General features: G+C 69.9%; 13 protein-coding genes. 4 read left to right on the top strand and 9 right to left on the bottom strand.

The features are described from left to right. Positions 1 to 1227: an aminodeoxychorismate synthase component I gene (locus ABIC25_RS03230; protein WP_354559923.1), complete on the top strand. Its 1227-nt coding sequence runs from the start codon at positions 1 to 3 to the stop codon at positions 1225 to 1227. A gap of 29 nt (positions 1228 to 1256) precedes the next feature. Further along, entirely contained in the window at positions 1257 to 2504 is a 1248-nt protein-coding gene (locus tag ABIC25_RS03225) for a transcriptional regulator (protein ID WP_354559922.1), read from the top strand. Here the strand turns inward: ABIC25_RS03225 and rsmI are convergent. Further along, positions 2428 to 3366 (bottom strand): 16S rRNA (cytidine(1402)-2'-O)-methyltransferase, encoded by a 939-nt coding sequence (gene rsmI / locus ABIC25_RS03220; RefSeq protein WP_101821891.1) that lies wholly within the window; start codon positions 3364 to 3366, stop codon positions 2428 to 2430. The two genes, ABIC25_RS03225 and rsmI, sit on opposite strands and share 77 nt — an antisense overlap. A gap of 38 nt (positions 3367 to 3404) precedes the next feature. Between rsmI and ABIC25_RS03215 the strand changes: the two genes are divergently transcribed. Then, positions 3405 to 4985: a dolichyl-phosphate-mannose--protein mannosyltransferase gene (locus ABIC25_RS03215; RefSeq protein ID WP_354559921.1), complete on the top strand. Its 1581-nt coding sequence runs from the start codon at positions 3405 to 3407 to the stop codon at positions 4983 to 4985. A gap of 43 nt (positions 4986 to 5028) precedes the next feature. On the opposite strand, the gene ABIC25_RS03210 is transcribed toward ABIC25_RS03215, so the two are convergent. Beyond that, positions 5029 to 5442, bottom strand: a complete 414-nt coding sequence (locus tag ABIC25_RS03210) for a DUF5313 family protein (RefSeq protein ID WP_354559919.1) — start codon at positions 5440 to 5442, stop codon at positions 5029 to 5031. Positions 5443 to 5521: 79 nt separating this feature from the next. On the opposite strand from ABIC25_RS03210, the gene ABIC25_RS03205 reads away from it, so the two are divergent. Continuing rightward, complete coding sequence (locus ABIC25_RS03205) at positions 5522 to 6844, top strand: aminotransferase class I/II-fold pyridoxal phosphate-dependent enzyme (RefSeq protein WP_354559917.1); 1323 nt, start codon at positions 5522 to 5524, stop codon at positions 6842 to 6844. A gap of 109 nt (positions 6845 to 6953) precedes the next feature. Here ABIC25_RS03205 and ABIC25_RS03200 read toward each other — a convergent pair whose 3' ends face one another. The 7 genes from ABIC25_RS03200 to ABIC25_RS03170 form a co-directional block, all read right to left on the bottom strand. Beyond that, positions 6954 to 8765: a BCCT family transporter gene (locus ABIC25_RS03200; protein WP_239403713.1), complete on the bottom strand. Its 1812-nt coding sequence runs from the start codon at positions 8763 to 8765 to the stop codon at positions 6954 to 6956. A gap of 31 nt (positions 8766 to 8796) precedes the next feature. Then, positions 8797 to 9213: a GntR family transcriptional regulator gene (locus ABIC25_RS03195; RefSeq protein WP_354559915.1), complete on the bottom strand. Its 417-nt coding sequence runs from the start codon at positions 9211 to 9213 to the stop codon at positions 8797 to 8799. Then, positions 9210 to 10475, bottom strand: coding sequence for an arginine deiminase (locus tag ABIC25_RS03190; RefSeq protein WP_033203667.1), 1266 nt, complete (start codon positions 10473 to 10475; stop codon positions 9210 to 9212). The genes ABIC25_RS03195 and ABIC25_RS03190 overlap by 4 nt, the downstream gene beginning before the upstream one ends. Positions 10476 to 10568: 93 nt before the next feature. Further along, entirely contained in the window at positions 10569 to 11798 is a 1230-nt protein-coding gene (locus ABIC25_RS03185) for an MFS transporter (protein ID WP_004019986.1), read from the bottom strand. Beyond that, complete coding sequence (locus tag ABIC25_RS03180) at positions 11795 to 12883, bottom strand: patatin-like phospholipase family protein (protein WP_354559914.1); 1089 nt, start codon at positions 12881 to 12883, stop codon at positions 11795 to 11797. Before ABIC25_RS03180 ends, ABIC25_RS03185 begins: the two co-directional genes overlap by 4 nt. A gap of 70 nt (positions 12884 to 12953) precedes the next feature. Further along, positions 12954 to 13403 (bottom strand): redox-sensitive transcriptional activator SoxR, encoded by a 450-nt coding sequence (gene soxR / locus ABIC25_RS03175; protein ID WP_004019988.1) that lies wholly within the window; start codon positions 13401 to 13403, stop codon positions 12954 to 12956. A gap of 72 nt (positions 13404 to 13475) precedes the next feature. Next, the gene (locus ABIC25_RS03170) at positions 13476 to 14339 is read right to left on the bottom strand and encodes a universal stress protein (RefSeq protein ID WP_033203817.1); all 864 of its coding nucleotides are present in this window, start codon (positions 14337 to 14339) and stop codon (positions 13476 to 13478) included. Positions 14340 to 14473 lie beyond the last annotated feature (134 nt).

Raw genomic sequence — 14473 nt, 5'->3', positions numbered from 1 at the left:
ATGGTCGCGTGGGACGGGGTGGGGTCGGACTCGCTCGGCCCGGACGCGGTGGCGCCGGCACTCGATGTGCTGCGCGCACTGCACGCCGAGACCGCCGCGCGTCGCCTGCCGCCGCCGGCCGCGCTGATCGGTGACTGGTACGACGCCGACGCCGTCATCGCACCGTCGATCGAACTGACACCCGGCTGCCTGCCCCCGGATGACCCCGACCGGTTCTGGTTCGGGTACCTCGGGTTTCCCGTGCGGCCGCACGATGCGTCGCTGCCACCGAACGTCGGCGGACACACCGACGGCGTGCTCGTACTCCGCGACGGACGCTGGAGTCGCACCGGCACCGGTGTACCCGACTGGGCGGAGGCGGCCGTGCGCGCCGCCGGAGACCGGGCGGACCCCGTCACGCGGCGCGGATCCGCCGCTGCATCGACGGCGGAATGGCATGCGCCCGAACGGAGTTCACATCTGGATGCCATCGCACAGTGCCTCGACGCCATCCGCGCCGGAGAGGTCTATCAGGCGTGCGTGTGCACCCGCTTCACCGGCACGCTGAGCGGCCGGCCCGTCGAGTTCTTCACCGGACTCGCCGGCGCCACCGCGCCGGCGAAAGCCGCTTTCCTGCAAGGTGACTGGGGGGCGGTGGCGAGCCTGTCGCCGGAGTCGTACCTGCGCCGGACCGGCAACATCATCTCGTCGTCGCCGATCAAGGGCACCCTGCCCGCCTCCGCCGACCCCGATGCGCTGGCCGCCTCTGCCAAGGACATCGCCGAGAACATCATGATCGTCGACCTGGTCCGCAACGATCTGGGCCGGATCGCGGTGACCGGCAGCGTGCGGGTCCCCGAACTCCTGACCGTCGTACCCGCCCCCGGCGTCTGGCACCTGGTGTCGCGGGTGGAGGCGATCCTGGCGCCGGGAACGGGCAACGACGCCGTCCTGGCGGCGACGTTTCCGCCGGCGTCGGTCACCGGCACCCCGAAGCTGCGGGCGATGGAACTGCTCGAGGGCTGGGAGTCCGACGCGCGCGGCGTGTACTGCGGGGCCATCGGCATGGCCGGCCCCGGGCGGGCACTCGACCTCAACGTCGCCATCCGGACCGTGGAGATCACGCCCGACGGGGCACTCGCCCTCGGTGTCGGCGGCGGGATCACCATCGACTCCGACCCGGCCCGGGAATGGCAGGAATGCCTCGACAAGGCCGCCAGCATCGTCGGGTCGCGCGGTTGGGCATGATCGACCCCCTCGTTGGGTACGATTCCGCCATGACTGTGCCCATCCGGTCGTCCACCGATCTCGCGGTGCTCGATCGTGATCTGCGCCGTGACCACGATGCCTTCATGTCGGGCGGCACCCCGCGTGCCGACGTCCCGGGGGATGTCGTCGAATCGTGGGGCCGTGTCCGGGCGGGCAGGCACCGGTCCACCGTCAACACGCACAACCCAGGCCACATCTCGGACGACGAGCTCGAGACCCGGCGCGCCACGCACCCCCTGAGAGACGCGGTACAACCACTTCAGCGATTGTTCGCCCAGTCCGCGGACGATGCCTCGATGACGCTGGGCGTGTTCGACGCGGACGGCGTGCTGTTGTGGCGCGGCGGCTCGGCGTCCGTTCTCCCGGAGGCCGACCGGCTCGAACTCGTCGAGGGCAGCCGATGGGACGAGAACTCCACGGCGACCACGGCGGTCGGCCTCGCCGTGCACCTCCAGCGCCCGACCCGGCTGTTCGGTGCCGAGCACTACTACAGCTCGCTGCACGGGCTGTTCTGCACCGCGGTGCCGGTGCACGACCACCGCACCGGCGACATGATCGCCATCGCGGGCCTGGCGGGCCCGGCCATGGAGATGCAGCCGGCGGCATCGGCGTTCACCTCCGCGCTGGCCGCCCTCGGCGAACACGAGATCACCCTCGCCCACCAGCGCGAGCTCGCCGACCTGCGATTCGCAGGACAATCGCAGCTGGCCGGGCTGCACGGGCCGGGGCTGCTCATCGACGACGACGGATGGGTCGCCGAAGGGCGCGGCTGCACGCCGCCCGTCCGCGTCGCCGCCCCGACGGACGACATGCGGCAGTTCGTGCCGGGGCTCGGGATCTGTGTGGTCGAACGCCTCGGGCAGGGGTGGCTGGTGCGTCCGGCGGGCCCGTCCGGCCCGGTCCTGGCCGAGCTCTCCCTCGACGGCGAGCCGACCGTCACGGTCACCGGCGACGGCGAGCCGTGGCGCACGGTGCTGACCCGTAGGCATGCCCAGATCCTGTTGCTCCTCGCCGACGCCGGTGACCAGGGCCTCACCTCACAGCGATTGAGCCAGCTGCTCTTCGGCGACGACGGCCACACCGTCAGCGTGCGCGCCGAGCTGTCCCGACTGCGCCGGGTGGTCGGGGCGCTCGTCTCGAGCCGGCCGTATCGACTGGCGCCGCGAGTGGAACTGCGCGTCAGCCCGGATCAGCTCGACGTCTTTCGAGTACCTGTTGGTAGACGTCGCGCCGAGAGGCACCGGAACCCTGCGTGACCTCGGCGCACGCGTCCTTGAGCCGCATGCCGCCTGCCACGAGTTCTTCGGCCCGATCGGCGAGGTCGTCGACGTCGGGTTCGGCGGCCACGGCACCGGCGATCACCACGGTGATCTCGCCGCGGACGCCGTCAGCCGCCCACTCGGCGAGTTCGGCGAGCGGGCCGCGCCGGACCTCTTCGTAGGTCTTGGTCATCTCGCGGCACACCGCCGCGCGGCGGTCCGGACCGAGGATCTCGGCCGCGGCGACCAGCGTGTCGGCGAGTCGGTGGGGCGACTCGAAGAACACCGCGGTCCGGGGCTGGGCGACCAGTTCGCGCAGCCACGCGGCTCGCGCGCCGGGCTTGCGGGGAGCGAAACCCTCGAAGCAGAACCGCTCGGAGGGCAGCGCCGACACCGCGAGGGCCGTCGTCACCGCCGACGGCCCGGGCAGTGCCGTGACCGGGAGTCCCGCGTCGGCGCATGCCACCACCACGCGATACCCGGGATCGCTGACCGACGGCATCCCGGCGTCGGTGATCAGCAGTACCGTCTGCCCCTCGGCGATCGCGCTGACGAGACCCGGGGTACGCGCGGCCTCCACCTGGTCGTAGTAACTGACCAGCCGCCCGCCGATCTCGACGTCGAGCGCCGCGGCCAGCGACCGGGCGCGCCGGGTGTCCTCGGCGGCGACGATGTCCGCGGTCTGCAGGGCCGCACGCAGACGCGGCGAGGCGTCGTCGATCTGTCCCATCGGCGTGGCGGCCAGCACCAGCCGGCCGAGACCGTGGGACACGCGACCGGGGTCGGCGACAGCACTGGTGTCCGGAGGCCCGGAGGCGTCGTCGTCGGCGTGGGACATGCCGGGGTGGGCGGTGTTCATCGACAGCCAGCTTACGAGGGACCACTAGGATCGATCGGGTGACCATCACCGCCGTGCACGACACCCCGGTGTCCGGCGGCGACCCACGGTCTCCGATTCCGCGACCCCGCCTGGGCCCGGACGTGCCCGCACCGCTGTTCGGTGCCCCCGACCGCGGGCGTGGACTCCTCGTCGGAGTCGTCATCGCACTGCTGGCCACCATCACCCGGTTCTGGGCCCTGACCCACCCCACCGACAAGGGCACACCGGTCTTCGACGAGAAGCACTACGTCCCCCAGGGCTGGCAGGTGCTGTCCGGCGGCAACTGGATCGAGGACAACCCGGCGTACGGCCTGGTCGTGCACCCACCGGTCGGCAAATGGATGCTCGCGGCGTCCGAGGCGATCTTCGGCTACGGTCCACTCGGCTGGCGTGTCGCACCGGCCGTCTCGGGCGTGCTGGTCGTCGTGCTGATCTACTGCGCGGTGCGCCGGCTCACCCGGTCGACGCTGGTGGGCGCCATCGCGGGGATCTTCGCGATCTGCGACGGCGTGCTGTTCGTGCAATCCCGGATGGGCATGCTCGACATCTTCCAGACCCTCTTCATCGTGGCCACGTTCGCCGCGCTCGTCGCCGATCGCGACCAGGTCCGGGAACGCATGTACCGCGTGTACCTCGAGGGCCGTATCGCCGACAGCCCGTTCGGACCGCGACTCGGCTTCCGCTGGTACCGGTTCACCGCCGGTGTGATGCTGGGGTTGAACTGCGGCACCAAGTGGTCGGGGATCTACTACGTCATCTTCTTCACCGCACTGGCGATCGGCTTCGACGTGGCCGCCCGCCGCGCCTATCACGTGCCGCGCCCCTGGGTCGGCACCCTGGTGCGCGACGTCGTCCCGAGCGGCGCGAGTCTCGCGGTGATGCCGGTCGTCATCTACTTCTTGACCTACATCCCCTGGTTCACCAGCGAGACCGCCGTCTACCGCTACCAGGTGGGCAACACGATCGGAACCGACGGCCCGTTCGCGTGGGTGCCGGGTGCCTGGCGATCGTTGTGGTACTACGAGTCCGGCATCCTCGAGTTCCATTCGGGGCTGACCAATTCCGCGGGCAACCATCACCCGTGGGAGTCCAAGCCGTGGACGTGGCCGATGAGCCTGCGTCCCATGCTGTACGCGCTCGAGAACGGGCCCGACCAGTGCGGCGGGGGTGAGTGCGTCCGCGCCCAGATGCTCATCGGCTCGCCCGCGCTCTGGTGGCTGTCGTTGCCGATGCTCCTGTGGGGACTGTGGTCGTGGATCGTGCGTCGCGACTGGCGGTACGCGGCTGTCCTCGTCGGATACCTCGCCGGCATCCTGCCGTGGTTCCTCGCGCTCGACCGGCAGATGTACTTCTTCTACGCGACCGTCCTCGCGCCGTTTCTGGTGATGGGTCTCGCCCTGTGTTGCGGTGATCTGTTGCGTTCGGCTGCGGCGACGGCGCGCGCCCGGCCCGAGCGCCGTGCGCTCGCGATCCTGGTCGTCGCGATCTACGTGGGCCTGGTCGTCGCGAACTTCGTCTGGTTGTGGCCCATCCTGACGGGTTCCCCGATATCACCGGGCCTTTGGCGCCAGCAGATCTGGCTGCCCAGCTGGGGCTGAGCACTCCTGGCGCACAACCGAATCCCGTGAGGCCTACGCGGCCTCACCGTGAGACGGGGAACGGCGGCGGTGCGGCCTCGTTGCGGTACTTCCGGTGGTACTCGGCGTAGAGGTCGGCGTTCTTCTCCCGGTCGAGCGCGTTGATCAGTGCCGGATCGAGTCCGTGCTGGACCAGCCGGTAGCGGCGATAGACACGGTTCAGCGCGATGGAGAAGAACAGGTACGACAGCAGGATCGGCATGGTCATGGTGATCCGCACCCCCCACGGCCCCGGGACGAACAGCATCGGCAGCACGAGGATGATGCACGGTATCGACCACCGAGCGACCATCCGCGCCGAGGCGCCGGGACCGACGAGGTCGTTGATCACCCAATCCTGCACCCAGACAGGCAGTCTGCCGCCGTACCAGTACGCGACATAGCGCCACCAGGCCGGGCGCGGGGACTCGTGATTCATGGGCGAACACTCCTGATCTCGGTGGTGTACGACCAGGGTAGCATTTGTCCTAGGACAAAAATGGGGAGCGGGGGTTACAGTGTCCGTTGTGATCTCCGGGCAGACAGTGAACGCGATCGTTCAGAGCGCTCGGGACGCGATCGTCTCCGGCCGACTCCGACCGGGTGACACGTTGCCGCCGATCCGTGAACTCGCAACCGAGCTGGGCGTCAACCGCAACACCGTGGCCACGGCATACCGGCAGCTCGTCGTACTGGGCGCGGCGGACACCCGAGGCCGCGGCGGAACGGTGGTCGCCGACCGACTCCACCCCGGCAGCGAACTCGCCGCCCCGGCAGATGCCGTCGACCTCGCCGGCGGCAACCCGGACCCCGATCTCCTCCCCGACCTGCGCGCCGCGATCGCCGCGTCACCGTACCGGCCCACGATGTACGGCACTTCCGCGGTGGCTCCGGCGCTCCGGGCCGCGGCGCCGGTGCTGTTCGGCGATCATCCGCAGGAAGGCGAACTGGTCGCGACCCACGGCGCCGTCGACGCGATGGAACGGCTGTTGAACACCCACCTCGTCCGGGGTGACGGTGTCGCCGTGGAGAATCCGTGTTTTCTCGCCAGCGTCGGCACGATTCGCGTCAACGGATATCGCGCGCTACCGGTGGAACTGGACGGGTCCGGCATGCGACCCGATCACCTGGCGCGGGCGCTGGACGAGGGCGCTCGGGCCGTCATCGTCACCTGCCGCGGCCACAACCCCGGCGGGATCGCCCTCTCCGAGACCCGTGCGGGAGAACTCCGTACGCTCCTCGAGCGGTACCCCGAGGTGCTGGTCATCGAAGACGACCACTTCTCGCTGCTGTCGGTCTACGACTACCGGCGCGTGATCCCGGACAACAGCCGGCACTGGGCCGTCGTCAGGTCCGTCGCGAAGTTCCTGGGTCCGGACCTGCGGGTCGCCCTCGTCGATGCCGACCCGACGACAGCGGCCGCACTCGACGCGCGACTCCGGTCCGGCCGCCCCTGGGTCAGCCACCTGCTGCAGACCACCGCGGCGCACCTTCTCACCGATCCGGCGACGACCGAGCTCATCGTCACGGCTCGCGACGAATATGCCCGTCGCACAGGATTTCTCATCGATGCACTCACCTCCGCGGGCGTCGCGTCGACGCTCGGACCACCTGACGGGATCAACACCTGGGTCGACCTGCCCCGCGAGGTCCCCGCGGAGAAGGTGAGCACCGAGCTCGCCCGGCGTGGCTGGGCGGTACAACCCGGGACGATCTTCGCCGTCGACAGCGCCACCCCCCGAAACGGCCTGCGGGTCACGACGTCCCGGCTCGACCGGGCGGCTGCCGAGACGTTCACCGCTGCTCTCGCCGCGTCGATCGCGGAGATCGACGCTCCGTAGGCGGCCCTCGGCCCTTCCCACCCCCGGCACGGCCCCGCCGACGCCGGTGGGCCGCGCACCATCGCGCGGCCCACCGGGTGTCATCGCCCCATCGGGGGCAGATCGGTTGCTAGACCGCAGGTCCGGGCAGGCGATCGGTGTCGCGCTGGCCCTCGTCCCGGTTCCCGTCGGTGCGGCCGTCGTCACCGACAGACGGCGCGGCGGGCGACGACCCGTTGGTCGATCCGGCGGCCTCCGAACCGTTCGCCTGCTCGACGAAGTCCGGGTCGATCTTCTCCAGGTGCCGTACCGCGTCGGCGTCGATCGACTGGAGTTCGCCCGTCGCGATGGCGACCGCCTGCTCACGGACGTGCTCGTCGACCTGGGCCGTCAGGACGTGCCGGGACACGATCAGCGGGTCACGCCGGAGGTCGAGATAGAGCGACAGGCACATGCCGATCATCACCACGACGAACGGCAGCGCGGCGATGATGGCCATCGTCTTGATGCCGTCGAGGGCGTCGTCGCCGCTGATCGCCAGGAGAAGCGCGGCGACCACGCCGGTCAGCACACCCCAGAACACGGTCAGCGAGCGCGACGGATGTTCGACGCCCCGCTGCGAGAGAGTGCCCATGACGAGCGAGGCCGAGTCGGCGCCGGACACGAAGAAGATGCCGACCAGGATCATCACCAGGGCCGAGGCCACCCCGGTCCACGGCATGTGGGCCAGAACATCGAACAGCGTGCTCTCGCTGGCCGCGGTCGCCGGATCGAAGGCCAGCGTGCCCTCGATGTCCTGATGGATCGCGGTGCCGCCGAAGATGCAGAACCAGACCAGCGACACCGTCGTGGGGACGACCATGACGCCGATCACGAACTCGCGGATGGTGCGACCGCGGCTGATCTTCGCGAGGAACAGACCGACGAACGGGGTCCAGGACACCCACCACGCCCAGTAGAAGATCGTCCAGTCCGCCAGCCACTGATGACCCGCCTCGGTCGTGACCGTGGCGTCGGAGCGGGCCGCGAAGGTGGTCAGGTCGGTGGCGTAGGCCCCGAGAGTGGTCGGCAGCAGATTCAGGATGAAGATGGTCGGACCGGCGACGAAGACGAACAGCGCCAGCACCACGGCGAGCACCATGTTGATGTTCGACAACCATTGGATACCGCGCGCGATTCCCGACACCGCCGACGCGACGAAGGCCGCGGTCAGGAGCGCGATGATCGCGACGAGCAGCATCTTGGTGGGCTCGTTGACCCAGCCGAGGGTGTCGAGACCCGATCCGATCTGCAGCGCGCCGAGTCCCAGGGAGGCCACGGTGCCGAACAGGGTGGCGAAGATCGCGAGGATGTCGATGACCTTGCCGCCCGGCCCGTTGGACACCCGCGGACCGAGGAGCCGTTCGAACACCGCACTCATCAGCTGCGTCCGACCCAGCCGGTACGTGCTGTAGGCCAGCGCCAGACCGACGACCGCGTACATCGCCCACGGGTGGAAACCCCAGTGGAACATCGTCGTCGCCATGGCCGCGCGGATGTCGTCGGGACCGATTTCCGGTGGCGGACTGGCGAAGTGGTAGAGCGGCTCGTAGGCGCCGAAGAACATCAGTCCGATGCCCATGCCGGCGCTGAACATCATCGCGATCCAGCTGATGGTGCGGAACTGCGGCTTCTCCCCGGTCCGGCCCAGCGGAATCCGGCCGTATTTGGACACGGCCAGGAAGATCGCGAAGATCACGAAGCCTGTGGCCGAGAGGATGAACAACCACCCGAGGTTGTTGGTGATCCAACTCAGCACCTCGGTCGTGGTGGTGTTGAGGCTCTCCTTGTCGCCGATCCCCCAGATCACGAAGGCGATGACCAGAACCGCGGTCACGGTGAAGACCACCGGGTCCAATGTCTGCTTCGGACGCCTGGTGATCACATCCTGTTCACTTGTCATCGTTCAAGCCAATCAATCTCGGTGAATCTATTCAAGTTCGCCCGAGCACACGGTTGAGCATCTCAACGATCAGGGAATCGTCGAAGCCCAGCTCACGGGCGATTTCGACGTATGCGGCGGCGGCTGCGAAGCCGGCGTCGAGCGCATCGTGGCGACCGGCCTTGATGAACGATCCCTGCCGCCCACGGGTCTCGATGACCCCGGCCGCCTCGAGCTCCCGGTAGCTGCGCGCGACCGTGTTGGCGGCCACGCCGAGCCGCGACGCCAGCGCCCGCACCGTCGGGAGGCGTTCGCCCGTGAGCAACTGCCCGGATTCGATGAGGTCGATGACGCCGACCCGCACCTGCTCGAAGGGCGGCCGATCGGAGTCTGCGTCGATCCGCAGTGCGGCGAGCGCCGACGGGGCGGCGTCGCTCGCCGCGTCGGGGGTCGATGAATCCGAGGTCACGACGCGCCCCCTTCCCGAGAATCACGTGCGAGTGGACACGACATGCACCGCGGCCCGCCGCGGCCCGAGCCCAGCTCGCGACCCTCGATCTCGATGACCTCGATGCCGGAATCGCGGAGTCGCCGATTGGTCTCGGAGTTCCGGTTGTAGGACACCACCACCCCGGGGGCGAGGGCGAGGGTGTTGTTGCCGTCGTCCCACTGCTCCCGTTCGGCGGTCACCGGGTCGAGGCCGGTGTCGATGACACGCAACTTGGAGATCCCCATCGCCTCGGCGGCCGCGTCGAGGAAGGGCCGTTCACCGGTGATCCGGACCGCATCGGTCGCGGCGTCGTGGACGAGGGTGAACGCGGACATCGTGTCGCGGATGTTGGGATACATCACCACGGCGTCGGTGTCGACCATCGTGCAGACGGTGTCGAGGTGCATGAAGGCCCGCGACTGTTCGATCGGCACCGCGAGCACCGTGTGCGCCAAATGGTCGTCGAACAGGCTGCGCGCCAGCGCTTCTGCCCCGGCAGGCGTGGTGCGCTCACCGACCCCGACGGCCACCACACCGGCGGCGAGCAGCAGCACGTCGCCACCCTCGACCGGCGCCACCTGCGACTCGTAGGCACGTCGGGCGCCGGTGAACCGCGGGTGATGGGCGTAGATGAGATCAGTCAGCGACGTCTCCCGGGCCCGTGCGGGCAGCGCGAGCGAGGTGATCGCGAACCGTCCACCGATCCAGAACGAACTGTCGCGGGTGAACAGCAGATTGGGCAGGGGCTCGATCGCGAACTCCGGCCCGTGGTGCATCCGCCGCACCAGTGACGACCGCTCTGCCGACGGGGTGATCGGCAGCTCGTCGAACGTCATCCCGGCCATCAGCACGTAGGCGAGGTCGGCCGGCGACAGACCCCGCAAGTGGGCGGCGAGATCCTCCGCGAGGTGCGTTCCCAGCCGGCGTGCGCTGACGGCCGCCGCGATGCCCTGGATTCGGGCCGCACCGCTGTGCGCGATCGTCTCGGCGAGCAGGTCGCCGAGGAGGTACACGTCGACTCCCCGGCCGCGCAGCACCTCCGCGAACGCATCGTGCTCCTCCTGCGCGCGCCCGACCCACGGGAGCCCGTCGAAAAGGAGCTGATCGCTGTTCCGCGGGGTGAGTCGGCGCAGTTCGTCGCCGGGACGGTGCAACATGACCGCCCGCAGGACGCCGACCTCCGAATCGGCCCCGAGCGCGTAGTCGTATCCCGGCGCGCGGCCACCGTTGCCGGACGTCATCGGCCCACGCGTCCGACGGTCCGCCGAGGCGGGTGATCCGACTGCCCTGCACCGGTCATCGCTCAACCGTAATTCGTCGTCCGCCCGCGCACATCACTCATCGGCACCGCGGGGGTTCGTGTCGGTCGGCGTCATCGTGGGGCCGTCGCCCACGATCGCCGGCGCGGTCTCCCGCGCGAAGATCCACAGGACCAGCGCAACCGCCGCCACCACCCCGGTCAGCACGAACGCCGGGCCGAAGCCGACCCGATCGGCCACGAACCCCACGATCACGGGTCCGGTGACGGCGCCGAGGTCCGACGACATGCCGTAGGCGGCCAACGCCGAACCGCCTTGCTGACGGTTGCCGAGGACGTCGGCGAGGGCCGCCTGATGGGTGGGTGCGAAGAGACCCGAGCCCACTCCGGCGACCACCGACAACGCCAGGGCGACGCCGACGTTCGGCGAGAAGCCGAGCGCGATGGTCGCGACGACGGTGATGACGAGACCGGGCAGCATGATGGGCCGCCGCCCGAACCGGTCCGACAACCGGCCCGCGACCAGGATCGCCAGCACATTGCCCGCGGCGTAGATCGCCAGCACGATCCCGGCCATTCCCGCTCCGGCACCGAGACTCTCGGTGATGAACAACGGCACCACCGCGACCCGGACGCCCATGGACGCCCAGCCCTGGGTGAAGTTCGAGGCGAGGATCGCCCGATAGGCGCTGTCGCGCAGGGCGGTCCGGAAACCGATCAGCGCGCCGGCCGGGCCGTCGGCCTGATCGGGGGCGATGACCTCCCGCAGCTGGGTGGCCACCACCGTCGACGCGACCAGCAGCGCAACCGCGTACACCACGAACGGGACACGGAGGCCGAAGCCGACGAGTGCCGCCCCGATGAGCGGCCCGGTGATGCTGCCGATGAGGAACCCGGCCGAGAAGAAGCCCGACACCCGCCCGCGAATGTCGCTCGGCGCCATCCGGATCAGCAGCGCCATCGCGGAGATGCTGAACATCGTCGAGCCGATTCCGCCGAGGCCGCGGAAGACGAGCAGCTGCCAGTAGGTCTGGGCGAACGCGCACGCCAGCGTGCTCGCCGCGACGATCAGCAGGCCGGTCAGATAGATGCGCCGCTCGCCGAAGACCGTGACCAGGCGGCCGGTCGCGGGCGCGAACATGAGCCGCATGACGGCGAACGCCGACACGACCGCGGTCGCGGCCGTGAACGACACGTTGAAGGTGCGGGCGAAGGTCGGCAACGCGGGCGCGATGAAGCCGTATCCGAGTGCGATGACGACGTTCGCCGACAGCAGGACCCAGATGCCGCGGGGGATCTGCCTCATGGCAGCTCGGGCAGGTCGTCGAGGGCTCGCGCGGTCAGGGTCCGGCCGAGTTCGATCATCTCGGAGGCCTTGTGGAAGTCGAGCGTGCGAACCGTCCGCCGAGGCACCCTGATCAGGACGTCGGGCGGATAACCGGCGACCTGATAGCGGGTCAGGGCCTCCTGCATGATGTCAAGGGACCGGCTGAGCACTTCCACGCGTCCCATCCGAGCCGGCTCGTCGACGCCGAACCCGGCCTGCTCGGTGGTGGGGACGGAGTCCGGCCCGGCCGCCGCGTCGACCATGTCGGCACCGCCGGTGGCGGTCGCTGCCCCACCCGTCGTCGCCCCGTCTGTCGCCGCCCCGCCTGTCGCCGCCCCGCCTGTCGCCGCCCCGCCTGTCGCCGACGGCTCGCCGCGCTCGGTCGGGGGCACCTCGTGGCCGAGCCGGTCCCGGACCGCGCGGATGAACTCGTTGTCGAGGATCGGCGCCACGTTGCGGCGCAGCAGTCCCTTGGCCTTCGGCTCGCGGATGGCGCCCGCCTCCGGACCGCCGTCGGAGCCGATGATGACGCCGATGGTCACGTCACTCGACACCGTCGAGGTGGGCGCCACCGGCAGTGGATCGAGGATGCCGCCGTCGGCGAGCAGCCGGCCACCGTGCTCGTGCGGGCTGATGACCCCCGGGATCGCGATCGACGCGCGCAGGGCGTCGGCGAGGACACCGCGCTGGAACCAGACCGCACGACCGGCGTTCAGGTCGGTGGCGACGGCGGTGAACGGGACGGGGAGATCTTCGATCACGGTGTCGCCGAGGATCTCTCGTACGCGGAGAAGGATGCGCTCGGCGCCGATGACACCCGGCTTGGTCAGTGAGACGTCGAGCAACCGGACGACGTCGAGCTGCGACAGGCCGGAGATCCAGTCGACGTAGTCGTCGAGTTTGCCCGCGCAGTAGAGGCCGCCGACGAGCGCACCCATCGACGAGCCGGCGACGGTGACGATCTCGAATCCGCGTGCCTCGAGTTCGGCGATCACCCCGATGTGCGCGTAACCGCGGGCGCCTCCACTTCCCAGAGCCAGCGCCACGCGCGACGGTCGAGCCATGGGGCAACAGTACCGCCGGCAGTTGTGCGCCCCGAATCGCAAGTGGCCGAACCCGCTGTGGTCGAGCTCGCTACTGATCGGTGAGGAGTCGGCGCGGCCCCGGACCGAGTTTGTTGAGTTCGTCGCCGGGGTTGAGGAGGTGACACTCCCCGAGCGAGAGGCAACCGCAACCCACGCACGAGCCGATCATGTCCCGCATGTTCTCGAGCAGCGCGATGCGGTGATTGATGTCGTCCATCCAGCGTTTCGACGCCGCTTCCCACATCGACTTGGGCGGGGATTCATGGTCGCCGAGTTCGGCGAGCACCTCACCGATCACCGACAGCGGGATACCGGCGACCTGCGACGCGCGGATGAAGGCCACGCGCCGCAGCATCGCCCGGTGATAGCGGCGCTGGTTACCCGAGGTGCGCCGACTGAAGATGAGGCCCTGGTCCTCGTAGAAGCGGACCGCCGACGGGGCGATACCGGCCCGCTGGGCGAGCTCCCCGACCGAGAGCTCCAGCTTCTTCAGCGTCATGCGTCGATGGTAAGCGCCGCCGGTGCGTCGGCCCCGGTCCGCGATCGGAAACGACGCGCCGCGTTCGTCCGGTCAGGCGCGGACCACCATCACCGGACACTCGGCGTGGTGCATCACCTTCTGGCTCGTCGAACCGAGCAGCAGCCCGCGGAAGCCACCCCGCCCACGACTCCCGACCACGAGGAGCGACGCGTCGGCGCCCGCCGCGTCGAGCAGGGCCTTCGCCGGGTCCTCGGGCAGCACGGAGCGTTCGATCGTCACGTCCGGGTAGTCCTGCGCGTATCCGGCCAGCCGCTCGGCCAGCACCTCCACCGCGTCCTGCGTCATCCGCGCCACCTCGTCGGCCCCGATGCCGTAACCATGCAGCGCGTCCGCGTCGAGGGGGGTCCATGTGTGCACCGCCCGAAGTGGAACGTTCCGCAGCGACGCCTGTCGGAAGGCCTCGGCGACCGCGGCGTCACTGACCGGCGAACCGTCTACACCCACGACGACGGGGCCGGCGTCACTGCCCTCGGCGGCCACCACCGCGACCCGGCCGTGCGCGTGGGCGGCGACACTGGTGCTCACCGAACCCAGGAACAGTCCCTTCACGCTGCCGAGACGGCGCGTGCCGACGACGATCATCGCCGCGTCCTTGCCCAGCTCGAGCAGGACCCGGGTCGCGTCGCCGTCGACGATCGAGGTGGCGACCGTCACCCCGGGCGCCACTTCCTTCGCGGCGTCGGCGGCCGCGTGGACGGCGTCGGACGCGTCCTGGCGGATGGCGTCGACGACGTCCTGCGGGATGATGAGGCCGGGGGCGTAGTCACTCGTGCTGGCGTCGTACACACCGACCACTTTGAGATCGAGACCTTCGGCCGCGGCGGCCCGGGCGGCCCATCGCACTGCTCCCGTGGCCGCGTCCGACCCGTCCACGCCGACGAGTATCGCATTCATGTTGTGGCTCATCTCCTCTGATCTCGACAGACCCGGGTGGGGTCCTCGGGTTCGGCCGCGGGCCGTTCGGGTCGCCCCGCGCGGCCCGGTTCGGCCCCGCCCTCCATCCTGCCCCGGCGTCGTGGCCGCGGCAA

This window comes from Gordonia sp. PvP123 (assembly GCF_040547295.1).
Taxonomy (GTDB): Bacteria; Actinomycetota; Actinomycetes; order Mycobacteriales; family Mycobacteriaceae; genus Gordonia; species Gordonia terrae.
The sequence above is the reverse complement of the archived record's forward strand: the minus strand, read 5'-3'. Positions and strand labels throughout refer to the sequence as shown.

Coding starts and splice junctions, on each gene's coding strand:
- ABIC25_RS03230 (WP_354559923.1), top strand. CDS start 1: ATGGTCGCGTGGGACGGGGTGGGGTCGGACTCGCTCGGCCCGGACGCG.
- ABIC25_RS03225 (WP_354559922.1), top strand. CDS start 1,257: ATGACTGTGCCCATCCGGTCGTCCACCGATCTCGCGGTGCTCGATCGT.
- rsmI (WP_101821891.1), bottom strand. CDS start 3,366: ATGAACACCGCCCACCCCGGCATGTCCCACGCCGACGACGACGCCTCC.
- ABIC25_RS03210 (WP_354559919.1), bottom strand. CDS start 5,442: ATGAATCACGAGTCCCCGCGCCCGGCCTGGTGGCGCTATGTCGCGTAC.
- ABIC25_RS03200 (WP_239403713.1), bottom strand. CDS start 8,765: ATGACAAGTGAACAGGATGTGATCACCAGGCGTCCGAAGCAGACATTG.
- ABIC25_RS03190 (WP_033203667.1), bottom strand. CDS start 10,475: ATGACGTCCGGCAACGGTGGCCGCGCGCCGGGATACGACTACGCGCTC.
- ABIC25_RS03185 (WP_004019986.1), bottom strand. CDS start 11,798: ATGAGGCAGATCCCCCGCGGCATCTGGGTCCTGCTGTCGGCGAACGTC.
- ABIC25_RS03180 (WP_354559914.1), bottom strand. CDS start 12,883: ATGGCTCGACCGTCGCGCGTGGCGCTGGCTCTGGGAAGTGGAGGCGCC.
- soxR (WP_004019988.1), bottom strand. CDS start 13,403: ATGACGCTGAAGAAGCTGGAGCTCTCGGTCGGGGAGCTCGCCCAGCGG.
- ABIC25_RS03170 (WP_033203817.1), bottom strand. CDS start 14,339: ATGAATGCGATACTCGTCGGCGTGGACGGGTCGGACGCGGCCACGGGA.